A 23,622-nucleotide genomic window follows, 5' to 3' on the forward strand; every position below is an offset into this window, starting at 1 on the left:
GGACGACGTCATCGTCTTCGTCATGGCTGGCGTCGAGCCGGGCCTGGCCGAGGAAGTCGTACGCCAGGCCGCATCCGCCGCGGCCGTCTCCCGGGCCAAGCGCCGCCGCCTGGCCCGTGCTCTCACCGACGATCCGGACCTGCTGGTCTCCGGCCGTCCCGAGGGCCCTGCCGTGATCGGTGACTTCATCCGGGCTCTGCTCGCGCACGGCTCCCGCCGGGCCGCCTTGCCGAAGTGCGCCGACTGCGGCAGCACGAAGAAGCTGGCCAGCCTGCGGGCCGACGGAAAACGTGTCTGCCAGCCCTGCGATCACAAGTCCCGTGCTGCATCGCTGAGTTGCGGCGAGTGCTCCCGGCCGGCTCGCGTCTATCGCCGCGCCCGCACCGGTGAGGCGATCTGCCGCGACTGCTTCAGGCTGCCCGAGGGTGACCCCGTCGACTTGATCAGCATGGCAGTCGCCGCTGTCGCCCCGGACGCCGATCCGGTAGCCGTCCGCCGCGCCGTCGAGTCGGTCGCCCCGGTCGGCAACGTCTATCTGATGTTCCGGTTGCTCTGGGAGATCGAGGACACCCAGGGCCTGCTGACTGGCGAGGGTGCCAAGGCGTCCGCGCGGGCCGTCCGGCTGATCACCGCCCTGAGGGGCGCCGGGGTCGCCGTCGCCGTGCCAGCCTGCCACGGCTGCGGTGAAGTCCGGTCGCTCACCCACCTGCTGGGCGACCGCCGCTGCTGCCTACGATGCTTCCGCCGGGCGCACTTCGTGGCCTGCGGATGCTGTGGCAGGGACAGGCCAGTCGCGGCCCGCCGCCCTGACGGGACCCCGCTGTGTTCGACCTGCATGCGCCAGGAGGCCGACCATCTGATTACCTGCGTCCTCTGCGACCGGGTCCGCCCCGTCGGACGACGCACCAAGGACGGGCCGCTCTGCGACGCCTGCTGCAGGCCGGCCCTGCGGACCTGCTCGTTCTGCGGCAAGGGGCCTCGACGCTGCTACTGGGCAGCGACCGGGAGGCCTCGCTGCGACACTTGCTCACGCACTCGCCGGCACTGTGTGGGCTGCGGCAAGCAGAAGTACGCCGCGGGCAGGACCGAGGATGGCCACCTCTGCGAGACCTGCTGGCAGAAGGACCCGATCTCCTTCAACCCCTGCCGTCTCTGCGGGACGGTCGAGTATCTGCACAGCTACGGCCGCTGCCACAGCTGCGTTCGTGACCAGCAGGTCCGCGACGCACTCTCCCGCGATGGAGTCATGCGCCCTGACCTACAGCCGGTCCACGATGTCCTGGTCGCCGGCGGGCCGAAGGCCGGGCTGAACTGGCTGGCCCAGCCCAGTGCCCGCACGATTGTCGACGCGCTCGCGGAGGGCACTTGCCCGCTCACCCACGAGGGCCTGGACACGCTGCTGCCGAACAAGTCCGTGGCCTATCTGCGGGCCGCCCTCGTCACAGCCGGAGTCCTGCCCACACGCGACGAACAGTTCGCGACCTTGGATCGGTGGATCGCCTCGGCGACCGAGGCCGTCCCGGACGCCGACGAGCGCAAGCTCGTCCGGCGCTTCGCGACCTGGCACCATCTGCGGCGCCTTCGACGCCAAGCCGCGAAACACCCGGTCACCACGACCCAGGCGACGACGGTCCGGGCCAGCATCCGCGCCGCTGTCGGCCTGCTGGTCTGGCTGCGCGAACAGGGCACCGAACTCGGACTCTGCACACAGATTCACCTGGATGAGTGGATAGACAGCGGGTCCACGACCCGCTACGACGCCCGCGGCTTCGTCGAGTGGTGCCGCAAGAACCGGCACATCGGCAAAGGCCTGGAGATCCCAGCCCGGGAGAAGCTGAGCCATGTGCGGCCCCTGGACGAGGAGGACCGCTGGGCCATCAGCCGACGGCTCATGCATGACGACGGCCTCGCTGTCGAGGACCGGTTCGCCGGGCTCCTGGTCCTGCTCTATGCCCAGCCCCTCACTACCGTCTGCAGCCTGCCGGTGACCAGCGTGACCATCGACGACCAGGGCATCTCGCTGACGCTCGGTGACACCCCTCTGCTGCTGCCCGAACCGCTGGACACGATCGCCCGTCGGCTCCTCGAACGGCGCCGCGGCAACTACACCACCGGCCACACCTCGGACTCGACATGGCTGTTCCCTGGCGGGTTCGCCGGACGCCACCTCAGCCACGAACGCCTCGGCACGCGGCTGAAGCGACTGGGCATCTACTCCCGCCCCGGCCGCACCGCCGCGCTGATGGACCTGTCCGCCCAGCTCCCGGCCACGGTCCTCATCCGACTCCTGGGCATCAGCCCGGAAACCGCGACCGCCTGGACCCAAGCTGGCGGGCAATGGTCTCGATACGCCGCTGGCCTTCCCGACCGCCCCGGGTTCAGGGCAAGTGCTGGCGCACGGACGCCCAGCTTGCGAGTTGATCTTTGATCGGTCCGGGCGGAAGGCTTGGCATGAGCCGGTCGATGTGAGCGGTGAGGTTCTTGTGACGGCGCAGATCGCCGATCTGCTCGATCGGGAGGTCCCGCCAGCCAGCCGCGAGCGACTTCGCCCGGCGCGGCTCAAGCGAGAGCGCGGCGAGGGTGTCGTTGGCCAGAGCTTCGGGGCTCCAGTCCGGGTCAGCGTCGGTGCCGAGGTATTCAATAACCCAGGTCCGAAGTGCGAATTCCTGACGGCGCATACGGGCTTGCTCCCACAGACCGTCGCCGTGAAACCGCCTGTTCGCCGCCAGGGACAGCTTGGCCCAGCGAAGGCGCGCATCGCGCGACTCTGCAGACCGATACACGTGAGACTGCGCAACCGTGCGTATTCGCTCCAGCTCCTGCCCACGCTGAAGCCCGGCCATGTGGGTCTCCAGGCTCTCGATGCTCCAGGAACTCACATTGAGATTCGGCTGGTCCATGTGGCGCCTCCTCTCAACGTCCGTTTGGTGCGGCCAGGAGGATCCGATGTCGCTCGAGGTCGACGCCGAGGATCACGACCATCAACTCCTGCCCGTCCACGACAGGCGTCTCAGGGAGTTCTTCTGGTCGGATGAGTCCTTCGACGCAGTCGGCGACTCGGACGAAGGCGCCGATCGGCGCGAGCTTGGTGACCTGGCCACTGACAGTCTGGCCGATCATGTCGGCGAATGAAGTCAGCAGATCTGCGTGTTCGTCCCACTCGGTGAGCTTGATCTTGACCTGGTGGTTGTGGTCGGCATGCCACAGGACGAGTCCGGCGACATGCTCTCCAACGCGCGGAAGTTCCATGCACCGGGGCATGGCAGTGATCTCGGCCAGGCCAATGGCGTCGGGGTGGTGGTCTATGGCGAGGAAGACGCCGAATGGCTGGCGGCCGACGACCTCGCCGGTGACCGCGGCGCCGAGGGGGAGGTTGCGAACGGTGTCGGGCCAGGCGGCTACGACGCGGGTTCCGTAGTCCTTGTCGCTCCCCCAATCGGGCCATGAGTATTCGGTCATAACCGGATCATCGCAGGCCCGGCCCCGATTCGGGATGGCTTCGTCGCGCGGTGGTCGTCGGATGACGTTGCATGGGGCTGTGAGTTGTCCGTTTGGCGGCAGGCTTGTCGACTGGACCGCTTCGATCCTCGGCCGCGAGCTGGAGATCGTTCGCAAGGCGCCTGACCAGCGGGTATTTGAGGTGACCAGGCCAAGCGGTGGGCAGTTGAGCGGACACGCCTGGATGACTGCGCACCGACGGCTTGCCCGTGACTACGAGCCCGATCCCACCCGGTCCGAGACGATGATCCGGTGGGCGGTGATCGGCGTCATGGTCCGCCGGTTCACCCGAGTCGCCCGGCCGAACGGTCGGGACCACAGCCTCTCCGGCGGACCACTCCGTAGTAGACGATCAGGCACCTGCCAGGCGTCAGGAATCCTGGACGGCGCCTGCGAACTCCTCGACCTTGCTTCGTAGGTCCGGCGACAGGTCGGTGAGGCCTGCGACGATGACGTTCAGTTGCTTTGCGAGCTCCGGCTGAGCGCCCCAGACTGCCGGGCTCCTGGTCAGAACCGCGGACAGCAGGTCGCCCTCGTACATGTCGCCTTCGGCCAGCGGGTTGTCACGAAGCACCTCGACCGCGAACGGAAGAAGCACCGGTAGCCCGACATCCTGCCCGATCAGCAGGCGCAGGTCCTCAACGGTCAGAGTCCCGATCGGCCGACTTCGCAGGGCATGCACTGTCGCAACGAGACGGGTGGCGTCGGCTGGCGGCGCCTGCCAACGGTCACGTTCAAGCTCCTCAAGCGACCGAGCACGGTTGATAAATCCAGTCACTAGCCGATTCTCTCGCAGATGCAAGATCTCAAATGCAGTCTCAGGTGGCATTCCGCACGTTCTGATAGCCGGAGTTACCAATATCGGCGTTAGCCATGCTGCCGGTGAAGCCGTAGGAGGCCGCATTGAGCTTCTTTTCCTTGCCGGTGACGTACGCCGACGGACGCACGCCCGAGGTGTAGCCGCCCTTGCGGCAGATCGTCGACCTGAGGTTCACCTGCGTCACTGCCGGAGAGATCGCACCCGGCGTGCAACGACGGTCCTCCAGAGGCTCGCCGTGCTCGTAGCGGTAGTGGCACGAGCCTGCGGCCGGCTGCTGCTGGACGGTGTAGTGCTTTTGTGGGCCCGCGCCAACTGCGATGGCCTTGCCGGTACCGGCCGGCGCGGCCGTGGCTGGTGCCCCTGCGGCGGGGCTGTTGCTCGTGGCCGGTGTCGGGGTGCCGAGCTGGACGGAGGAACAACCTGCTAGCAGCAGCCAGGTGAGCAGGGCGGGTGGCAGGGCACGGCGGGCAGGACGCATGACGATCCCTCACTGGCAGGCGATGGCTGAGCAGATGCTCCCCCACTCCCGGTCCGCTCTACCGTCCGGGGTGCGGTGCACGGGCGGGTTGGCGGGGCTCATCCGCCGGGTGCTTCGAAGGATGCGTCGCGGGCGGGTGGGGTGATGTCGTGGGTGGTGCGTCTGCGGCTGGGCAGGCCGGGGGTGTGAGGGCTGGGGGTGGGGCGGGCCCAGGGTGGGGTGGTGTTGAGGATGAAGCGGATGCGGTCGGCGAAGAGCGGTTCGGGGACGGGGATTTCGATGCCGGGGTTGCGGCGGTAGCCGCGGGTGACGGCGTTGGCGACGTAGTTGGTGATGGCGTCGGCGCGATGGGTTCGAGGGCGTGGGCTGGGGGTGGCGAGGTGGTTGAGGATGCGCAGCACGGTGGGGAGGCTGGCGTCGAAGCGGAAGTGGTGCCGGGGTGGGCAGATGCCGGTGACGGTGAGGGTGTCGGCGTCGTCGGATTCGTCGAGGTCGGTCTGGTTGTTCCAGAAGGCGGCGGCGTGGGTTTCGCCGCGGGCTTGGTGGTAGAGGGCCAGGCAGTAGGCGGCGGCGGTGGATTCGGCACCGGCAGCGTACTGCCACCAAAAGCGTGCGCCGTCGTCGACGCCGGCCAGGCGTAGGGCGCAGCCCAGGAGCCAGGCGGCGGCGGGTTCGGGGATCTGGCCGGTGAGGAATTCCAGTGCGTCGGGGGCGACTGCGGTGACGGCGACGTCGCAGAGTTGGTCGAGGAGTTCGGCTGACACTGTGTCGCCGGATGGCTGGGGGTCGGGGGCGGTGGCGTCGAGGTCGAGGTAGGCGCAGTCTTCGTAGGCGATGGTGTCGTCGGGGACGGGCTGGTCGTTTTGGAGGCGGGCGCGGGCAAGGAGGGTGTCGATGGAGGGCATGGCGGTTTTGGGTTCACTCCCGGGAGCGGTGCGCGGTGAGCAGGGTGTTGAGGGTGGCGCGGGCGTGGTGGTCGACGGCGTGGGCCATGGCGGTGCTGACGCCGAGGACGTCGGCGGTGTCGTCCAGGGTCAGCCCGCATAGGTGGCGTAGGACGGTGACGTCCATGAGGTCGTGGGGGAGCCTGCCGATGGCGGTGAACAGGTCGACGAGTTCGCTTAGGGCGGCGAACTGGCCGGGGGCGGCGTCGCGGGCTTCGGTGGCGGAGAAGACAGCGGCGCGCAGGTCGGGGTGACCGCCAGCGTCGCGGTGGGCGCGGGCCATGACGCGGGTGCGCAACAGCTGCCAGGCGTAGCGGTGGATGTTGGCACTGGTGGCGGCCTGGCTCCAGCACAGCCACAGGATGTCGAAGGTCTCCGTCACCACCCATCGGGCCCGGTGGTCGGTGAGCAGGAAGGCGCGCGCGTAGGCGGTGTAGGCGCGGGTCATGGTCTCGGTGAATGCCTGGTGCGCCAGGGGTGGCGGCTCGGGATGGAGGGCCACTTGCTGGATGCAGTCTTTGATCCAGTCGGGTTCCTTGTGGGCTTCGCGGGCGGCCGCGGTCCACAGTCGGCGCATCGGCGGCACGGGCAGGCCCAGGGCGCGGATCACGCTGAAGGTGATCTCCCAGGCGGGGTAGTAGCCGTTGCCGCGCAGCAGTTCGCTGATGCGGGTCTTGGAGTAGCCGGAGCGGTCGACGAGGTCGTTGAGGGTCAGGCCGCTGGCGAAGAGGAAGCTGCGCACCGGCTCCAGCCAGGCTCGGTGCGAGACGCCGGCGCTTTCGGCGATCGGGGCGGGCTTGCGGCCGCGTTTGCCACCGGTATCCGGCGGGAGGGGCTGGTCTGCGTCGGGGGGCAGGGTCATCGGGGCGGCTCCTGTGCGCCGGCCGCGGTGGGGCTGGTCGGGGGGCGGGAGCCGTCGGGCGCGGTGAGGGCTTGCACGATCTGCTGGACGAGCAGGCCCAGCGACGGGAGCAGGGCGGCGGCGGCCACACCGTGTCCCAGCACGGTCATCACCGTGCTCCATGTGAAGACCACCGCCAGGACGGCGAGGGTCACCACTCTCTTACTCGACATCGCACTCGGTTTTCTGTGAGCAGGACACTAACTGCCTCTGCTGGTGGCGGTGCTGAAGCGCCGTCAGGAAGAGGGGACGTCAGCATTACGCGGCCGTTGGGGGAGCCGCCACGCGATTCCGGGCTTGCGGAACAATGCCGGTCGGACAGCCAGTCCCCGCTACCCCTCGCCACCCCGCCTAGCGGATGATTCAACCCTTTGGGGGGGAAACACGGCTTCTGCCCATTCGTCCACGTGCATGCCGCATGATGGCTATCCGAGGCGCCGCTCGACGCCGCACCGACCGTGCGGCCCCCTGTGCTGAAGCAACACCCAAGAGGGGGCCGCACGGCGCCCACTCCCCCACGTTCGGCCACATGCGGTTCGGATGGTAGGGAAGTAGAGGGGGCCCTACACCTGATGAGGCGGATTCGTGGATGCGGGCATAGCTGCAGTGCTATCTGCCAGTGTGGGGCTCGTGGGGGCGCTGGGCGGGGCAGTAACCGGTGGTCTGGCGGCCGTCCGGGGTGCCCGCATCGGAGCTCAAGAGACTGCCAGGTCTCTACAACAGCAAGTCATGGACCAAGGTGCCCTGGAGCACGCCCACTGGCTTCGGCAACAGAGGCATGTGGCTTACGTCGAGTTTCTGGCAGCTCTGTCCAACTCGGTCAATCACGGCGACAGCAAGTGGACGGAGCAGGTACGGGTCGGCTGGGTGCAAGAAAGCTATCTGGCAGCGACCTTTGCGGATGGTGCCCGGCTGGCTAGTGCTCGTGCGGCGGTTCTTGCCGTCGGACCAGACGAGGCAGTCAGAGCTGCTGAGCAGTGTGTACAAAGGTTCTACGAGTTCTTCCCCGAGCTCGTTGCTTCCGGTGAACGGGGTGAACAGCGGAGTGAGACTTTTCGTCCGCTCCGCACCGCGCTGGACGAGGCCCACTCGAACTTTCTCGCGCAGGTTCGGGTCGTCTTGGGTGGCTAGGCTTTCTCAGCGTGCTCGAGCACAGTCCGCGCCGGAGGCAGTCATTCCCGCCTTGGACGGCGCTGACCGGACATGCAGAGACGGCCAGGCTCTTCGTGAGATCTGACCGTCTCCAGAGGGTTTCACTGGGCTCAACCGGTTTCTGATGCCGCTTGCTCGGCGAAAGACTCTGCGAGTTCACGCAGCCGGGCAGGGTCCCGGCGGAGCGCAACCTTGTTGAGTGCTCGCAGAAGGGTGAAGAAGCCTTCGTCGTTCTCGATCCGCTGGTGGAGAAGCACGGCAAGTTCCCCGGGGTTGTCGTACGGCAGCCGGCGAGGTTCCTGCTCCGTGCTCGCCTTTCGACTGCTTTGCCGCGGGGAGTCGCCCCGCGGTTCAGGGATCGCTTCTTGCGCCGTGGTGGTTGCAGCGGACTGCTGCGGCGCCGGCGCCTCGGAAGACCTTGGCGCAGGGGGCGTAGAGGATGCCGCTGGGTCTGCCGTTGGCCCCCCGTCGTCTTCAGAGCCCTGCGCGGGGGTGGTGATTACGGCGTAATCACTCGGACGCTTCCCCGCGCTGCCTTGTCCCGCATCGACGAGTGTTTGCTCTTGCCTCTGTGCTGCGCGTACTTCTTCCTTGCGGGCCCGCTCTGCCTTGAGCTGCTCCAGAGCGGCTTCTTGCTGGTCGACCGGCTTGTTGCCGACCGCGCGGAGCAGGTCGACGGGTTCTTCGCCGATGCGGGCCTGGAGTGCGGGGGAGAGGTTGAGCAGGGCGAGGCGTTGGGAGATCCATCCCTGGGAGCGGTGGAGTCGTTTGGCGAGGGCTCGTTGGCTGCCGTAGATGGCGAGGAGGCGTTGCAGGGCTCGGGCTTCGTCGAGTTCCTCGAGGTCTTCGCGGTGGATGTTGGCGACGAGGGCGGATTCGAGAAGTTCCTCGGGTGTGGTGCCCTGGTCGTCGCTGACCATGACCTTGATGGTGGCAAGGTCGGCTTCGCGGGCGGCGGCGAGGCGGCTGCTGCCGTCGACGACGACGTGACTGGTGTCAGGTTCGAGGTCGGCTTCACGTTCGGGGTTGGCCTTGATGTAGGCGTCACGGTTCATGACCGTGATGGCCTGCTTTTGGCCGTGAGTCTTGAGGCTGCCCGCAAGGTCGGTGAGGTCACCGAGGCTGGAGCGGGGGTTGTCAGGGTTGAGGCTGATCCGGTGGACGGGGAGTTCCGTGGGCGGTGCGATGCCCTCGGTGGGGACGCCTGTGGCGGCGGCAACGGCCTGGCGTCGTGCGCTAACCGGGCGCACTCCCCCGCCGAAGCGGCCGGCGCCCAGTTGGTCGGCCTTGCTCACAAGACCTCCCTTGCCAGGGCGCGCATGCCGACGGCCTGCTGCGATTTGGGGGCGTAGGACAGCAGGGGTTTCTTCACTCGGACGGCTTCCTTCTGTTCCTTGAGGTCTCCGATGAGGCCGACGACTCTCGGATCCTTTATGTCCACCCAGCCCTGGAGGGAGGAGGTGGCGATGTATCCGCGGCGGGAGTCGTAGAGGTTGACGACGATGCCGAGGTAGTCGATGTCGACTTGCAGGTCGCCTCGGAGGTCGTCGATTTGTGTGGTGAGGAGTTCGTAGGCGTCGGCAGAGCTGTCTTCGGCTTGGACGACGATGAGGGCGCCGGACTGGCCGGGCTTTTCGCCGTCGCGGCGGCGGCCGTAGTAGGCGGCCGCGTCCATGGAGAGGCCGAGGCTGGGCGGGCAGTCGACGATGATTACGTCGTAATCACCCTCGAGGGGTGCCAATGCCCGCTCGAGGGCCGCTTCTCGGGCTCGTACCGCGGACAGGCGCACGTCGAGGAGGAAGGCGTCGTTGCAGGCGGGCAGGAGATGGAGGCGGCCGTCGAAGGTGTCGTCGTCGACGGAGACGATGAGGTCGCGGAGGTCGCCCTTGGGGTCGCCAGCCATGTGGTTGGTGAGGCTGTCGCCGTTCATCGGCAGGGGACTGCCGCCCAGTTGGTTGGTGAGGTGGCACTGGGGGTCGAAGTCGACGAGGAGCACTCGCAGTCCGAGGCCTGGGAGGTTTTCGACGTCGAGCGGGTCACTGCCCGGTTCAGCCTCGTCGTCGTGGGTTTCGCTGGCACGTAGGGCTTTGGTGAGGGCCTTGGCGACGCGTACGGGGTGAAGCGTGTTGGGGTCTTCGGCGAGTGCTTCGCCGAGTCCGGCGGTGACGGCGGTCTTGCCGACGCCGCCTTTCTGGTTGCAGACGACGATGCGTCGGGTGATCGTCGGGCGTTCGATGTCGGGGGAAGGGTTGGCGTCGAGCCACAGTTGGACGGACTGGGCGAGGCCCTGGATGAGGGAGACGCGTCGGTCGGCGGCGATCTGCCGGAAGTTCTCCCACTGTCCTTCTGGAAGGAAGGTGGAGAAGGAGTCGGCGCCTGCGGTGTCGATGGTGGCTGGGGTGGAGGCCAGGCTGCACCAGTCGCTGATGCCTTGTTCGACGGCTGCCTGGATCTCGACGCCGTGCTGGGCGGCTCTGATTTTGAGGTTCTGCCGGAGCCATCCCGGCAGCTTGGAGACGACCTTCTCGCGGTCGCTGGAGGTGGCTGGAGAACTCATGGAGGACACCATACTAACGCGCAAGATCTTTTACATAGCCGACACGTTAGTTAGACCAACTTGGTGGCGATGGGTCGTCCAGCTCAGGTGATTACGCCGTAATCACCGACGGGTCCGACGGGGGCTCAGCCCTTGAGTGATTACGGCGTAATCACTCGTCTCCCGTCGCGTCAGCGGATGCTGCCGGATTGAACTGTGCACCAGCGGCGTCTAGTTGCCAGGACGTGGCGATGTCGCCACTCGTATTCCATCCGAAGCGTTCGAGCTGCTCTGCCTCCTCGACCCGACCTTGCTCGGACAGACACACCACAGCGAGGTCCAGCGCCAGGTCACTACCTGCTTCGGCCGCCCGCGCGCACCATGCGAGGGCCTCCTCCCATCGCCCTCGGTCGGCCAGCTGAAGCGCTCCCCAGGTGGCGGCGTACGACTCCCCAGCCAAAGCGGCCTGCCAGGCACTTGCCAGCGCCTCGTCCAGGTTCCCTGCAGCGGCGAGTCGGCGAGCTGTAGCGAGAGGTCTGGCCTCCGCCCGTCTTGCAGCACGAGCCGCCCAAGTCGACACGAGCTCCTCGTCTGAAAATGAGAAGCGTGGGATTCGTGTGCCGGCGACCGGCTGGAAGCTGCATTGTCTGCTCCAGCGGAGTCCCCGTCGGCGCGGGAGTTTGCGGCAAACCGACGCAGTGCCTTGCGAAAGGCGGTGACGGCGCCCTCCTGATCGGCCTCTTCGCACCATTGCATGGCTTCCCGCAGCCGTTCCGCGCTGGCCAGTTCTCCGGCTAGGTCGTGGAACGCTCTCTCATCAGAAGGCGGAGCTACACGAACCAACCACGCGAGGGAGTCGTTCAGTTGTTCAGCCAACAGCATCCGTTGGGTAGCAGCTCGGAATGCTTCACTGTCTCCTGCTGCGATGGCCCGCTCGAACCAGGGGAGTGCCGCATCCATCTGGTCCGTGTCGGCCAACGCCTCGGCTGTGGCACGCAGTGCATCGGTCTCGCCTGCGGCAGCGGCACGTTGGTACCAGGGCACGGCCTCGCGAAGACGACCGGCTCGAGCCAGTTCCTGCGCAGTAGACCACAGCGTCTCCGCGTCCTCGACGCCTTGGAGGGTGTGCTCGAGCCAGAGGTGGATGTCCTCTCCACGGCCGATTCGTGCCAATTCCCGCACAGCCAAGTCGGTGACGTGTCGGGTTCCGGCCTCGCGTGCGCGTTCGAACCAGGGCAGGGCCTCATCCACCCGGCTTGCTCGTGCAAGGCAGAGACCGATATCCAGGTAGTCGCTCGTCTTGGCCCACAGTCGGCAGGCGATGTCGGTGAGTCCGCGCTCCGCCGCTGCCGAAGCGAGGTTTCGTGCGGCATCGCCTTCACTGAAGGCGAGGGCGGCTTGCCAGAACAGTTCCGGGACGGGGCTGGAGCCGCGGGTAGCCCGAGCCTGGTCGACGAGGAAGTCTGCGAGCCGGTAAGTCTGTCCGGTCGGGCCGGTTGCCGGTTGAGTCGCCCCGCGGCGGCGCTTTTGCCGGTGCAGGGGTCCGGGGACCCCTTTGACCGGCTTGGTGAGTTGGGCGAGTGCTTCCTCGAGCCAGTTGTCAGGCAGCAATTCCCACTCGGTGTCGCTGAGATATGCCTCGGCGGCCGCTGCCAGAAACGGGAGGGGCAGGCTGATGGGATGGCCCAGCCGTCGAGCATCGATGGCCGCATCGAGCAGGGCCTTTGCTCCAGGGGGTGCCTGACGGTGGATGCCGACCAGGTCGAACCCCGCTGCGAGGTACTAGGTGACCATGCCGTCTTGGGCAGAGCGTGCTGCGGCGGCGAGGCGTGGATCGGCGGACCGCTTGAGTTTAGCGACTTCGTGCGGGGTGAAGGCTGAGGGAACGTGCAGGACTCGGTCAGCGATGAGCACGCGAGCTTGGCTGTACGGATCTACTTTTCCGGGCTTGGGGGAGTACAGCAGATCATCGAAGTAGCCCGGGCCAGGCCAGATGGTTCCCAGGATGAGGACTGGGGCTCGGGTCATATCGCTGAGGAGGGCACGTAACCCCGAGGCGATCGGTTCGCCGAACTGGTCATGAAGTAGATAGCGATGGGCTTCGTTCAGCCAGATCACGGTCTTGGGACCAACTTTGGCCAGGCCGGCGAGGGCTGCTTGCGGACGATCGGGCTCGATGGGATGCCACAGGAGCCAGTCGTCCGGAAGGTGCTGGATCGCCTCGTAGCAAGCCCGAGTCTTTCCACAGGACGATGAGCCGACCAGCATCACCATCCGGCTGCGGCCCTCGGATGCCAAGTGGATGATCTGCTGTAGTTCGACGTCGTGGTCGCGCTCGACGTACTCCGTCAGGCCTTCGATGCCGCGCATCGCGATGCCGTGGTGGACTTCGAGGGCGTAAGGGTCCAGGTCACTGATGGGGCGGCCGAGAGGTTCCGCCAGGTGAACTTGCGTCCATAGTTCGGCCGCGCGACGACCGGCTTGCTCTGCGTCGCCACCGATGCGACGGGTCAGCGTAATAACCAGTGCGATGACGTCTGCTTGCTTGGCCGGTATGGAGGCGTCGCCGATGATGCGGTTAATGGTGTCGCGGGACGGACAAGCCAAAAGGTCGTCATCTTCGGCAATCGCTTCCGTCATGGCATCCAGCGTGGGTGTACCTGCTGCGACGTACGCCTCGTAGATCAGGCATTTGAGCATCCGCAACGGGCCTGGCGGCACTGCAGGTCGAGGAATGAGCCGTCGCCTACTGGCAGCCTCGGCCGTTCCTCCCTCAGGCCTTACCGCCCCGTCGCGTTTCATCGCACCATCGTGCCTGTATGCCCAGGTGTCCGTCTCTGAACTGCGGTATCGGTATGGGGCGTTAGGGGCTTCGTCGCATTTCAGCGTGCCGGGATCTGCAGCCCTGACAGTGGAGAACAAGCTGGCCGGCTGACAATCCGCCTCATCGTCAGGACCTCACCATGACCCGTAAGAGCAAGCGCAACCGCAGTCATAGCAACCGGTCTCACAGTGACTTCAGCGTCCAGATGCTGAGCGCTGTCGTCTCCTGCGTTCTCCGCTTCCTTCTCGACCAGCTGCGCCAGATCCTCTGATTAGTCAGCCTGGCGGCACCTCGCGTCTGGGAGGGTCAGGTGATTACGGCGTAATCACCTGACCCTCCCAGGTCCGCAGCGAGTACTGCGGAGGTTGTGCTCACGGCTCACCCTTCCGGTGAACGTTCCCGGTCGGAGCGCAAGGCGGTCGCCGAAGAGCATCACTGGCGAGCGCAGCAGCCGGGTGCGGTTCCAGGCGGGACGGCGGCCGCGTCCGGCGCCGGGCACATGGGGCCAGCGCAGCTGGCGCCGGTGTACCGGGCGCTGCGCGAGGCGTTCGAGGACGGCAAGAACGAGCCGGGCGCGGCGGACTTCTACTACAGCGAGATGGAGATGCGCCGGCACGACGAGACCGGCAGCGCCTGCGCCGAACGCGGCCTACTGCACGCCTACTGTCTGCTGTCCGACTACGGCCTGCGCGCCTCCCGCGCCCTGGGCTGGCTCGCCGCGGCCATGCTCGTCACCATCGTGCTGCTGATGGGTTTCGGACTCCCCACCAACGACCCGAAGCAGGAAGCGACCGGCATCGTGCCGCCTGGCGGCGGAAGGGTCACCTTCGAGATCGGCAAGGATGATCCGCACAACCCCACTGGGAACCGGTTCACCAGCGAGCGTTTCGAGAAGGCCCTGAACGTCACGCTCAACTTGGTGGTCTTCCGCTCCGCCGACCAGGACCTGACCACCACCGGCACTGACATCGAGATGACGTCCCGCCTGGCCGAGCCCATTCTCCCGGGTCTCGCGGTCCTCGCCGTCCGCAACCGCGTCAAACGCTGACCTTCAATGGCGCCAGCGGCGCAGCAGGAGCGCGGCCCAGGTGAAGCGTCGGCGGCGGACGGGGCCAGAGGGGGCCTGCTGGGGAGGTCGGGCTATTGGCGGGAGCGACGGCACAGTGGGCGTAGCGTGCGGCAGCGATGCTGGGGGCGAAGGGACGTCGGTGGGGGCACTGACTGCGACGGCGGTTGCCGGGATGGGCAGTTGTTGGGCGGTGGCTTGAGCGCCCAACTGTGCGTGTTCGCGGGCGCGGCGCCGACGGTGGCGTTCGCGGCCCTGTTCGGCACGTTGCAGGGCCGACATGGTGGCGTGGGCGGTGGCGGGACGAAAGTCGGGCCGTTTGGCGAGCGCCAGCAGCGGTTGCGGCACCAGGCCCCACCAGGTGGCCCCGTCGGCGGGGCGCGGATGGGAGATGGTCCAGTCCCGTTTCCAGGAGGCCATGTCGCCGCTCCAGTCTTCGCCGGGTTGAGGGGTGTAGGTGCGTTGGCGGCCGCCGTAGGGGAGGAGGACGGTGTCGCCGGCTAGCCAGCACACGGTGGCGCCGGCGGTGGTGAGCTGGCGCTGGGCGGGGGTGGGGCGCACTTTGGTGTGCGTGATCGTCTTGTCGTAGGGCTGGACGTTGATGGTGCCAGCTACGTCGCAGTGCAGCGGGTCGTCGCGGTCGAACACCCACCAGTGTGCGGCCTTGGTGCCGTGCTGATTGCGCGTGGCGGTGATTCGGTGCGCGACGGCGGACGGGGTGAGCAGGCGGCGTGGTCGCTCCAGCACGATGACGTGCTCGCCGCGCCGCACGATCAGGGAGGGCGGTATTTCCCAGCGCTGCCCGGCGAGGTCGGGGTCGATGCGCAGGCCAAGGGCCGCCTGGGGCAGGACGCGCAGCAGCTGGTCTTGCAGGGCGAGCATCGTCGTGAGGTCGGCCTGGACGTCGGCCTGGTGCGGGGCGGGGGCCGGGCAGCGGTCGGCGCCAAGGGCGGAGGCGTGGTGGCGGAAGCGGGGAGTGAAGGAGGAAGAGGTGCTGGAAGGTCGCTGCAGGATCAGGCGGTGGCCGCAGGCCAGGCATCGGTAGCGGTTGGCAGCCAGCCCGTGGGGGAGACGGGCACAGGCATCGGGGTCGCGGCGCAGATCGATGATCTGCCCCTGGTGGGCGACATCGACGGCGAATTGGCCCCTGCGCGGCAGCTCGCTTCGTGTGCTGCGCTGGCCGGCGCTGGCGGGCGGGCGGGTGGGGGCTCCGGCGAGGGTCCGGGGGCGGGGTGAGTGGGCGGGGGTGGTGGCTGTGGAGCGGTTCATCGCAGTGACTCCAGGGTCGGGGAGGGGGCGGGGCGCTGATACGAGGTTTGCCCGAATGGAGTTGTCCGGTGGTTGTCCGCTCGTGTTTATGCAGGTGGCAACCGGACATGGCCGGACTGGCGCGGACAGGCAGTGGCCGCCGGACAACGTCCGGCGGCGCTCTGTCGCCTGTTTCTGACTGTCCGTACGCTGATCAACGGTGTACGGCGGGGGAGAGCTGGATGGGGGGAGGGATCGTGGCAGAGAAGAAGCCGGGCGGTCGGGGGTACGGCGGCTTTCACAAGGACGCGACGCCCGAGAGCATCGAGCTGGCGAAGTACCTCCGCGGTCTGGTGAAACGGGCGGGGAAGAGCCAGCGAGACCTGGAAGAGCCGACCGGCTACGGGCGGACCACCATCTCTTCGTACCTGAGCGGCGAGGCCGTGCCTTCTCACGTGTTCGTGCAGAAGCTGGTCGCCTACGTCACCCACCCGCGCCAGCGGCAGGCGTGCATGGAGCAAGCCTCGCGCCTGTTCGTGGCTGCCCAGCGCCCAAAGCCGGCCACCGAGGTACCGGCCCCGCGGTCGCCGTCGGATGGCGAGCCGTCCGGGAGCGTCTTAGCCACCGTGGCAGCCACGGCCCAGGACCAGGCCGCGAAAGCCTACGATCAACTCGCGCAGGCCCACGAGCGCAACCAGGAGCTGATGGAAGAGCGGGGCCTGACCCAGCAACTCGTTCTGAATCTGGCCCGGTTCACCGCCGACCTGCAGCAGCAGGTGACGACTCTCAAAGATCAGTACGACGAGGAGAACGAGGAGAATTCAGCGCGCCTTGGTGAGCTCACCGAACAGCTGGAGGCGGCGCAGCGGGAGTTGCGCCGGGCGCGCGCCAGCCGGGACGAGACCGAGGTGCTCCTGGCTCGGCTGCGCAGGCGCAGTGACGAACTGGAGGAGGAGCTCGCTCAGTCTCGCCGGGTCGTCGCCTCTGCCGATGAGCCCGATCTGCCGCCGATGCCGGAAGAGCTGCAGGAGGCGTTCTTTCGAGCCGACTTCAAAAGGGCTCTACAGGCTGCGCAGGGGTTCCTCGAAGACGGCCAGCAGCGACGGGATGCGGTCAGCGATGAGTGGAGTCTGATCAGGCCGGGCCGGTCGGCGATTCAGACCGTTGATCGTTTACGGACGGGCTGCCACCTTCTGGGGCGCGCCTTGGGGTGTCTGGCGATGATGTCTGCGGCGGCACTTCATGTGGCGGCCACCCTGTCCGGCGCGACTGGCTGGACGATCCCTCTGGATCTGCTGATGCTGATCGGGGTGGTCTTCGTCAGTGACCCGTGGAGCCCGTTGGCGCAGCTGTGGCCGGCGGTCCGTGCCGGCTTCCGCAGGGAGCCGATGCCGAGGCCGATCACGGTGAGCACGCGGGCGATGGCTGTGCGGGCAGTGCGGTGCCTGATAGCCGGACTTGCCGCGGCGGGTGCCGCGCTGAGCGTGGAGTGCTCGGTGAAGTGGAGTGCCTGGTGGCTGTTTCCCCTGCTGCCGGCGACCGCGGCCTGCGCCGGGTACGTGGTCTTCGGTCACGATCGGCGCGTTGTTCTCTTGGTGCAGCAGGCTATTGGCGAACTGGGCGCAGACTTCAAATCTCCCCCGCAGCCGCATCGCGCTCCGACAGCCGCGCTGCCCATGACGCCGCCGGTCGTCGTGAGTGATCCGGAGTGGCTTGAGGCACGGCGTCAGGAAGTTGGGAACTCACTCACGGGGGGTTGGAGCGAGAGCGCCCTGTGGATCAAGCTGGTCGTCCTGTTCTCGGGATTCCTGGTCGGCATCGCTGTCCTCGGGGTGTTGGCGAACACGGTGTCGCATACGGCCCGCGCCTGGCATACCCCGACCGGGTGGCACTGGGACGGCGTCGTCGCAACGATCGACGATCCGGTCCGCGCCTACCTCGCCGCGCACTCCGTCGGATTGCCGCTGCCCGTGACCGCGCTGCATCTGTTGTGGGTCGCCAGCGGCGCGGCATTGCTGTTGATGGGCTTCATGTTCGGCGGCTTCGGCGCGCGTATGACCTGGGTCGTGTGGGGCGCTGCCACTGTCGTCATGGTGTGGTCAGGCACGGCCGAGCCTGGGCGTCAGGTAGCAGCTGGGCTCGCCACCATCGCCTGGGGGATGGCCTCGGTTCTGGCGATGCACGGCCTCAACCTGAGGCCAGTCGCGTCGCAAAGCGTGGTCGTCAAGAATGACTCGTAGAGGCGAAAAGGCCAGCCCCGCAAAAGGGGCCTGGTGGTCCACGGCAGACCGTGGACCATCAGGGCCTTTCATGTTCTCGGCCCGCGGCGCCGCACCCACATCCCCCCGCCCCGGCGCGAGGACCCTGTTTACCCGCCGGTGACCAGAGTGACGTCACCGACCGTCATGGTTTTCGGCAGATCGGGGAAGTCGGCGGAGGCCAGCATGCGTGTCACCGCCTGCTCGATCTGTAGGGCTGCTAGGTCTGGCATGCCGTCCCATGCTCCAAGGTCGGTTACATGGGCGAAGAGGCGTTGCGCGGGCAGCCAACGAAAGTTGACGATGATCAGCTGTCCGGCTGCGCTGACATCGAGCACCTCAACCTGGTCCCAGGGTGATGGGGGTTGGTACGGCGGCGCGTCACTGCCAAGGGGAGCGTAGGCATACCAACCGGGCTGATCATCCGTGGTCTCACGTGATGGTGGGCGGTCCCGTGCGTCCTGGGTCAGTTGGGGGAGGACACGGGAGAGGTCCGCAACGACTGACTGCATAGACGACGTGTCCATGAGGCCTTTCTCATTGGGTCCGGGATGCCGACCAGGCACGCTTCAGCGTAGGCCTGGCCGGCGCCGAGCCCATGGTTCAACTGGTCAGAGTGAGGTGTTGACCCAGTCTGGGCATTTGTTCTCTTCCTCGTACGAGGCGTTGCGGCAGAAGGCTGTTACGACACCCATGGGGTGAGTGTCCGGTGACCCGGATCCCTGGGTGCGCTGTTCGTACACCTCGACGAACTGCTTCACGCCTCTTGGCCCTTTGAAGTACATGCCGTACAGGTACCGGCCGTTGCGCTGCTTGAGGCCGTGCGAGTTGTTGTAGATCACGACGAGCATGGGTTCTTCGTAGAGGTTGTGGTCTACGAAGGCGTGGGTGTAGCCGAACCCCCTCGGGTTGGCCTTGCCGACCCGGATCCACACGGCGTGGCCCCTGTCCGCGTTGTCTTTCATGATGTCCATGCAGGACCAAGCCGCATGGGCTCCGTTGTAGGTGGTGCCTCTCGGGCATGAGGTCTGCGGAGTCGGCGGGTCCGTTGTGGGAGGCACCATGTCGGTTGTGGCGTCAGTGTCGTCGGCTGCAGTAGAAGTGTTGACTTCCGCCAGGTCGGCAGCGTCGTCGTCTGACATTCCTGCTGAGGCTGCTGCGTTGATGGCGTCCGCGTCGGCCCCCGTGGCGTCCGCGTATGAGTGCCACGCGCCCTCGGGTGCGGTAGTGCTGCTGTCCGGGGAGGGGTCTGTGGCTGATGCCGTGGCTCCTCCGGCGAGCAGGCTTGCCCCGAGAGTTAAAGCAGTGATGGTGCATCTGAGTCTTGCTCGCAATGCGGTTCCCCCTAGTTTGCTGAGCATGACAAATGGTCGCGATCACGCTATGGCCGGGCTCGCGAAAAAGGGAACGTTTGATCGAAAGCATGGGAGGGTTTTGCCTGACGGTGGGGGAGGGGTGGCTGAGGTCGCTTGAACCGAACAGAGGCGTAGCGCGAGGAGCTGGCGCGCGAATGGGTGGTGGAAGAACGCCTATCGGAGCACGCCGAGCGAGCGAGAGGTCGCTGAGGAGCGCGAGCACCAGGAGGAAGAGGAACAGCGGCGGCGGGCCGACGCCGAGGCGCGGCGCCGCATCCCTGCGACGAGCCGTCGTCGTGGTCTCGCGTTCCTGGGGCCGTCGTGGCGTGGTGGCTGATCCAGCACTGAAGGGTCCTCGACGACTGGCGGGCGCGACGGTGCCCGACCTCGTCGAGGCCCTCGGCGGAGCCAGCACCCCCACCTGGCCGCCTGCGGGCCGCATAGCCGACTACCTCCGCGCCATCGAGGAACCCGACGCCGAGGAGCTCGAGGCCGAACGCACCGGGCCCTCGCACTGCGCACCTTGGAGCGATCCCTCGCAGATCGGCGAGCGGCCCATTCGGATCCGGCTGCCGGTCCACGAGACGATGCGCATCGTCCAGGCCGTCCTCGTCGAATGCGCCGACCAGATCGCGGGCAGCGTCCAGCGCTGCTCCCCGCCGGCTAGCCGGAGGCCGACCGGCGCCGACGCGCCCAGCTCGTCATCCAGGACCGGCAGGACCCCCGCCGCTGGTCGCGGACCGGCATTCGGCCGCGCGCCCGCCAGGCCGCCCTATGGCTCCTCGGCCGCGTCCAAGGCAGCCCCGGCCCCTTCCGGCCGCTGACCGCGCTCCAGCTCGACCACATCACCACCGTCGCCCGGGGCGCCGCCGAGCGCGTCGAGCGCGCCCTTGACGTCGGCGAGACCACCGCCCAGCTCGCCCACCCCTGCCCCGACTGCGGCGGCCGACTCAACCTCCACGGAGGAGCTGGCGCGGCCCCAGCCGCGCGTTGCACCAGGTGCGGGCATGTTTGGACACAGCACGACCACGCCGCATAGCTGTGGCATGGTCCCTCAATGTCGAGGGCATAAGTCACGCACGCCGGGAAACTGTCCGGTGCTCAAAAAACCGAAAGCCTCCCGGAACCAGCTTGGCGGCAGTGCCCGGGAGGCCACGCGGTTCGGCCCACGATCAAGCAGGGAACCACATGGAAAAGTCTGTCCCGCCCATCAAGAAACAAACCAAAAAGGCCCATACGCTGCGCCAACTGTGGCGCGTGGCTCTGATCAGCCTGACTCGTGGCACTGCGTACGGGCTCGGAGTGGCTGGAGCGAGCGGTCTAGTCGCCTGGTGGGCCAGCACCCGATAGGCACCCCAGCGCTGGGCCCCCGCACGGCACGCGCGGGGGCCCTGTACGTTCAGTGCTCCCATTACCACGGCCCACCCCACGCCACTCGATCATCCGGCACCGCTCGACGTACAGCTCGTCCGCCTCCTTGATCCCCGCCCGCCGCAGGAACTCTGCGACGTCCCGCAACCCGTATCGTCGCAACGATCGACGATCCGGTCCGCGCCTACCTCAACGCGCACTCCGCTGGACTGCCCTGCCTGTCACCTCGCTGCATCTGCTCTGGGTCGCCAGCGGCGCGGCATTGCTGCTGATGGGCTTCATGTTCGGCGGCTTCGGCGCGCGCATGACCTGGATCGTGTGGGGTGCCGCCACTGTCGTCATGGTGTGGTCGGGCACGCCCGGGGATGCTCGTCAGGTAGCTGCGGCTCTCGTTACGGTCGCATGGGGTCTGGCGTCGATTCCGGCGATGCGCGGCCTCAGCCTGCGGTCGATCCGGATGTAGCGCTTGATTTCCCACTGCCGCGGCCGAGCGCTGCGCCGTGGTCGTGGTGCCTCGCGACCGTATACGCAGCCGCTCACCCGGTCCAAGTACCGCCTCAACTTCAGCTACTCCTGGCCCGAGGACGAACTGCCCGAGGGATGTCCCGCGGCTGGCTCCAACGCTCTCTTGAAGCGCGCGCGATCCCGTCCGAGCACGGGCTGGCAACATGGCTGCCCAAAGAGATTCCGCGTGGAAGGCGTGGCGGGCGTCGGCGGGGGAGAGAAGGCTGCTCCGGCCTCCGTTGCGGTGCCACGCGCCGATCGGCCGTACGGCGCCGTCCGCGAGTTGAGCAGGCTGCAGTCGAGGGGCGGCAGGCGCTTCGCGGCGATCGCGGCGATCACCCCACGGCGAGGTGTGGCTGAATACAGGCAGCCGCCTCCAACTCGCGGTCCCCGCTCCCGCCGACCCCGAGCCGGAAACGGAGCCAACTTGGGCCCCTCTGCGCATACGCGCGGGCGCGGGCTGAACTGCGTGAGGTGTCAGCCGGTCCAGGTCAGCGACAGCACTGTGATACGCCGTGTGGTCACGTTGACGAGCAGCACGGCCAGCCCGAACCCGCCGAACAGTGCCTGCCGGGTGATCTTGTCGTCGATGCCGTACGGCTCGGTCACCGCGTACGGGTCGGTCTCCAGCGCGTCGATCAGGTCGAGCAGGGCCAGCTGTCCCTCGGAGGGCAGGGCTAGGATCATGTCGAGTGTGTGTTGAGAGCGGACGAGGTGCCAGTTCACGCGGCGCCGCGCTGCTGCCGCAGGGTCTCCATGTGGTGGCGCCAGTCATCGAACGCTGCCGCGGACTCGGGGGTCTCCTCGTACTGCGCGGGCAGCTCCCCGGTCGCCTCGACCTGCGCGCGGGCCTCCTCGATGCGCGGCGCGGTGGTCAGCGTCCACTCGGCGGCGATGGCTCGCCACCGGTCGACCACGTTCTGCAACTCGGTCACGGGAGCGAGGTGGATCTCCCGGAGGGCCTGCTGGCGCAGCTCCGGCACGGGCAGGGCATGCACGATGGTGTCGATGCTCCAGTCACTGCTCACCGTGGTCTCCTCTCTCCTCGGCCCACGGTAGCGGGCGGCGCGACCCGCTGTCAGCCGCCCTTGGCTCGCGTTCGGCCGGTCCTGGACCAGTCCTTCCCGTACGGATCAGTCGGGCGGGGAGGTCTGGCTGGCCTGGGTGAGGAGGCGTTCCCAGGTGCGGGTGGATCCGCCGTGCTGTTGGGCGAGGGTTTCCGCGATGCGGTGGCGTGGGGTTTCGCCGGCGTCGGCGAGAGCTTGGGTGGCGGTGTGGAGGCGGGGATCGTCTTGATACGGGTGTGCTTTGCGGGGGCCTTGTCCTGTGCCGGGCGGGCGGCCTCCGCCCTTTCCCTGTCCTGGCGGGTTGGTCCGGCGTTCTTCGATGTCGTGTCGGGGCCAGACGCGGAGGCTGTAGAGGGTTTTGCCTGCGGAGAGGTAGCCCTGGGTGGCGTAGGCGCGGACGGTACTGGCGGTGATGCCGAGGAGGGCGGCGGCCTCTTCGTCGTTGAGGAGGTCCTCGGGGTGGGGTGTGGAGGGCAGTTGGGGGATGGGCTGGCCGGCGAGGTAGGCGCGGGCCTGGGCCTCGTCGTAGAGGCGGATGCGGCTGTGGGGGAAGAGGCTGGGGATGCGCTGGCGGAAGGCGGGGGCGTCGCGTCGGCGCCAGGTGGCGAGGGGGACGCCGGCTTGCTGGGCGATGTCGGCTTCGTTGATCACTGGCCGGTTGCGGGGGATCACGGTGGCATTCCTCGGGCGAGGTCGGGGGTGGTGGGCTTGTAGGCTGGGGGTACTTCCCGTCGGCGTTCGCGCCGGCATGGATGTTGGTTAGGGGCCGGTGGTGTGCCGGGTCGCTCCTTGTGGGTGGCTCTCCGCCGGCCCTTTCCTTACGTCCGCCTTCCAGCGGCGGATCTCGTGCGGGCTGCGGAGCCTGACGACTTCGACGCCGAGGGCGGCCGTCTCGGCGACCTGCTTGGCGTAGCGGGGCCGGTTGTTGCGGTACTTGCGGATGGCGGTGCGCAGTAGGGACCGGCGGTTGAAGAACGCTTTCCCCCAGGTCAGTCGGTGTGCCTGTGGGCTGTCCTCGCGTCCGGTGAGCTGGCGCAGGCTGCGGCGCACGATGCGGTAGAGGATCAGGGGCAGGGGGAAGTCGAGCCATACGAGTACGTCGGCGCGGTGCCAGACGACGTCGGCGAGCTTGGAGAAGTTCCCTTCGACGATCCATGCGTCTTGCTGGGTGATCTCTCCTGCCTGCCGGCGGAACTCCGGCAGCGGCAGGGCCCCCATGGGGGTGAAGAGCAGGTCGTCGAGGTCGGTGTGCGGGAGCCCGAGTTCCGCGGAGAGCCAGCGGGCGAGGGTGGATTTGCCGGTAGCGGGTGGTCCGAAGAGTGCGATTTTCCGCATGGTTTCCTTTCCTCGACGGGAGCGGCGCTCGGTTCGCTGGCAGGCAGGCCGGGGGGATCGCCCGGAGTCCAGAGGCTTGCCATCTGAAACCTTACAGCAATTCGAATCGCCGTCGAGACGGCCCAATGCTTGTTTCCGGACGACTAGGTCGCCGACTAAGCCCCGTCGGATCGTCCAAGTTCGCGGAGCAGGATGCCGAGGTTGTACGCCGCGTCGGCGTGCCCGGCGTCCATGGCCCGGCGATACGCCTCTTCCGCCTCCGCAC

The 23,622-nt window shown here is 67.6% G+C and carries 23 protein-coding genes; 6 read left to right on the forward strand and 17 right to left on the reverse strand.

Translation table 11 applies throughout. The features are described from left to right. Window positions 1–22: 22 nt before the first annotated feature. On the forward strand, window positions 23–2,428 hold the full coding sequence (locus ACIGDI_RS39510) for a hypothetical protein (RefSeq protein ID WP_399907146.1): 2,406 nt from the start codon (window positions 23–25) through the stop codon (window positions 2,426–2,428). On the opposite strand, the gene ACIGDI_RS39515 is transcribed toward ACIGDI_RS39510, so the two are convergent. From ACIGDI_RS39515 to ACIGDI_RS39545, 7 genes are all read right to left on the reverse strand, one after another. Then, window positions 2,379–2,900 (reverse strand): hypothetical protein, encoded by a 522-nt coding sequence (locus ACIGDI_RS39515; protein WP_399907148.1) that lies wholly within the window; start codon window positions 2,898–2,900, stop codon window positions 2,379–2,381. The genes ACIGDI_RS39510 and ACIGDI_RS39515 overlap by 50 nt on opposite strands. A gap of 13 nt (window positions 2,901–2,913) precedes the next feature. Continuing rightward, a complete protein-coding gene (locus tag ACIGDI_RS39520) occupies window positions 2,914–3,459 on the reverse strand; it encodes a S1 RNA-binding domain-containing protein (protein WP_399907150.1) in 546 nt (181 codons plus the stop codon). 409 nt (window positions 3,460–3,868) lie between these two features. Beyond that, complete coding sequence (locus tag ACIGDI_RS39525; RefSeq protein WP_399907152.1) at window positions 3,869–4,276, reverse strand: contact-dependent growth inhibition system immunity protein; 408 nt, start codon at window positions 4,274–4,276, stop codon at window positions 3,869–3,871. A 40-nt stretch (window positions 4,277–4,316) separates the two neighbouring features. Beyond that, window positions 4,317–4,796: a hypothetical protein gene (locus tag ACIGDI_RS39530; protein ID WP_399907154.1), complete on the reverse strand. Its 480-nt coding sequence runs from the start codon at window positions 4,794–4,796 to the stop codon at window positions 4,317–4,319. Between the two features lie 98 nt (window positions 4,797–4,894). Continuing rightward, window positions 4,895–5,701: a hypothetical protein gene (locus ACIGDI_RS39535; protein WP_399907156.1), complete on the reverse strand. Its 807-nt coding sequence runs from the start codon at window positions 5,699–5,701 to the stop codon at window positions 4,895–4,897. A 13-nt stretch (window positions 5,702–5,714) separates the two neighbouring features. Next, entirely contained in the window at window positions 5,715–6,602 is an 888-nt protein-coding gene (locus ACIGDI_RS39540; protein WP_399907157.1) for an XRE family transcriptional regulator, read from the reverse strand. Beyond that, window positions 6,599–6,814, reverse strand: coding sequence for a hypothetical protein (locus ACIGDI_RS39545; protein ID WP_399907159.1), 216 nt, complete (start codon window positions 6,812–6,814; stop codon window positions 6,599–6,601). The genes ACIGDI_RS39540 and ACIGDI_RS39545 overlap by 4 nt, the downstream gene beginning before the upstream one ends. Before the next feature lie 607 nt (window positions 6,815–7,421). On the opposite strand from ACIGDI_RS39545, the gene ACIGDI_RS39550 reads away from it, so the two are divergent. After that, window positions 7,422–7,772 carry a hypothetical protein gene (locus ACIGDI_RS39550; RefSeq protein ID WP_399907161.1) on the forward strand — a complete coding sequence of 117 codons (351 nt, stop codon included), beginning with the start codon at window positions 7,422–7,424 and terminating at the stop codon, window positions 7,770–7,772. Between the two features lie 131 nt (window positions 7,773–7,903). Here the strand turns inward: ACIGDI_RS39550 and ACIGDI_RS39555 are convergent, their stop codons facing one another. The 3 genes from ACIGDI_RS39555 to ACIGDI_RS39565 form a co-directional block, all read right to left on the reverse strand. Then, window positions 7,904–9,088, reverse strand: a complete 1,185-nt coding sequence (locus tag ACIGDI_RS39555; RefSeq protein WP_399907163.1) for a ParB/RepB/Spo0J family partition protein — start codon at window positions 9,086–9,088, stop codon at window positions 7,904–7,906. Beyond that, the gene (locus ACIGDI_RS39560; protein ID WP_399907165.1) at window positions 9,085–10,350 is read right to left on the reverse strand and encodes a ParA family protein; all 1,266 of its coding nucleotides are present in this window, start codon (window positions 10,348–10,350) and stop codon (window positions 9,085–9,087) included. Before ACIGDI_RS39560 ends, ACIGDI_RS39555 begins: the two co-directional genes overlap by 4 nt. Window positions 10,351–12,111: 1,761 nt before the next feature. Beyond that, window positions 12,112–12,969, reverse strand: coding sequence for a hypothetical protein (locus ACIGDI_RS39565; protein WP_399907167.1), 858 nt, complete (start codon window positions 12,967–12,969; stop codon window positions 12,112–12,114). Window positions 12,970–13,652: 683 nt separating this feature from the next. On the opposite strand from ACIGDI_RS39565, the gene ACIGDI_RS39570 reads away from it, so the two are divergent. Continuing rightward, complete coding sequence (locus ACIGDI_RS39570; RefSeq protein WP_399907169.1) at window positions 13,653–14,201, forward strand: hypothetical protein; 549 nt, start codon at window positions 13,653–13,655, stop codon at window positions 14,199–14,201. Between the two features lie 3 nt (window positions 14,202–14,204). On the opposite strand, the gene ACIGDI_RS39575 is transcribed toward ACIGDI_RS39570, so the two are convergent. Continuing rightward, the gene (locus ACIGDI_RS39575) at window positions 14,205–15,488 is read right to left on the reverse strand and encodes a hypothetical protein (RefSeq protein ID WP_399907170.1); all 1,284 of its coding nucleotides are present in this window, start codon (window positions 15,486–15,488) and stop codon (window positions 14,205–14,207) included. Between the two features lie 236 nt (window positions 15,489–15,724). Here ACIGDI_RS39575 and ACIGDI_RS39580 point away from each other — a divergent pair, with 236 nt between their 5' ends. Continuing rightward, window positions 15,725–17,707 carry a helix-turn-helix domain-containing protein gene (locus tag ACIGDI_RS39580; RefSeq protein ID WP_399907172.1) on the forward strand — a complete coding sequence of 661 codons (1,983 nt, stop codon included), beginning with the start codon at window positions 15,725–15,727 and terminating at the stop codon, window positions 17,705–17,707. 128 nt (window positions 17,708–17,835) lie between these two features. Here the strand turns inward: ACIGDI_RS39580 and ACIGDI_RS39585 are convergent, their stop codons facing one another. Continuing rightward, window positions 17,836–18,063 (reverse strand): hypothetical protein, encoded by a 228-nt coding sequence (locus ACIGDI_RS39585; protein WP_399907173.1) that lies wholly within the window; start codon window positions 18,061–18,063, stop codon window positions 17,836–17,838. 273 nt (window positions 18,064–18,336) lie between these two features. After that, window positions 18,337–18,867: a hypothetical protein gene (locus ACIGDI_RS39590; RefSeq protein ID WP_399907175.1), complete on the reverse strand. Its 531-nt coding sequence runs from the start codon at window positions 18,865–18,867 to the stop codon at window positions 18,337–18,339. Window positions 18,868–19,409: 542 nt separating this feature from the next. On the opposite strand from ACIGDI_RS39590, the gene ACIGDI_RS39595 reads away from it, so the two are divergent. Together ACIGDI_RS39595 and ACIGDI_RS39600 are read left to right on the forward strand one after the other, a co-directional pair. Continuing rightward, window positions 19,410–19,904, forward strand: coding sequence for a hypothetical protein (locus ACIGDI_RS39595; RefSeq protein ID WP_399907177.1), 495 nt, complete (start codon window positions 19,410–19,412; stop codon window positions 19,902–19,904). Between the two features lie 653 nt (window positions 19,905–20,557). After that, window positions 20,558–20,914 carry a hypothetical protein gene (locus ACIGDI_RS39600; protein WP_399907179.1) on the forward strand — a complete coding sequence of 119 codons (357 nt, stop codon included), beginning with the start codon at window positions 20,558–20,560 and terminating at the stop codon, window positions 20,912–20,914. 518 nt (window positions 20,915–21,432) lie between these two features. Here the strand turns inward: ACIGDI_RS39600 and ACIGDI_RS39605 are convergent. The 4 genes from ACIGDI_RS39605 to ACIGDI_RS39620 form a co-directional block, all read right to left on the reverse strand. After that, entirely contained in the window at window positions 21,433–21,642 is a 210-nt protein-coding gene (locus ACIGDI_RS39605) for a hypothetical protein (RefSeq protein ID WP_399907181.1), read from the reverse strand. Between the two features lie 35 nt (window positions 21,643–21,677). Then, the gene (locus tag ACIGDI_RS39610; protein WP_399907183.1) at window positions 21,678–21,983 is read right to left on the reverse strand and encodes a hypothetical protein; all 306 of its coding nucleotides are present in this window, start codon (window positions 21,981–21,983) and stop codon (window positions 21,678–21,680) included. Window positions 21,984–22,088: 105 nt separating this feature from the next. Further along, a complete protein-coding gene (locus ACIGDI_RS39615; RefSeq protein ID WP_399907185.1) occupies window positions 22,089–22,694 on the reverse strand; it encodes a helix-turn-helix domain-containing protein in 606 nt (201 codons plus the stop codon). An 87-nt stretch (window positions 22,695–22,781) separates the two neighbouring features. Next, a complete protein-coding gene (locus tag ACIGDI_RS39620) occupies window positions 22,782–23,357 on the reverse strand; it encodes an adenylate kinase (protein ID WP_399907187.1) in 576 nt (191 codons plus the stop codon). Window positions 23,358–23,622: the final 265 nt, after the last annotated feature.

The organism is Streptomyces sp. NPDC085900, from assembly GCF_044540925.1.
Taxonomy (GTDB): Bacteria; Actinomycetota; Actinomycetes; order Streptomycetales; family Streptomycetaceae; genus Streptomyces; species Streptomyces gilvifuscus.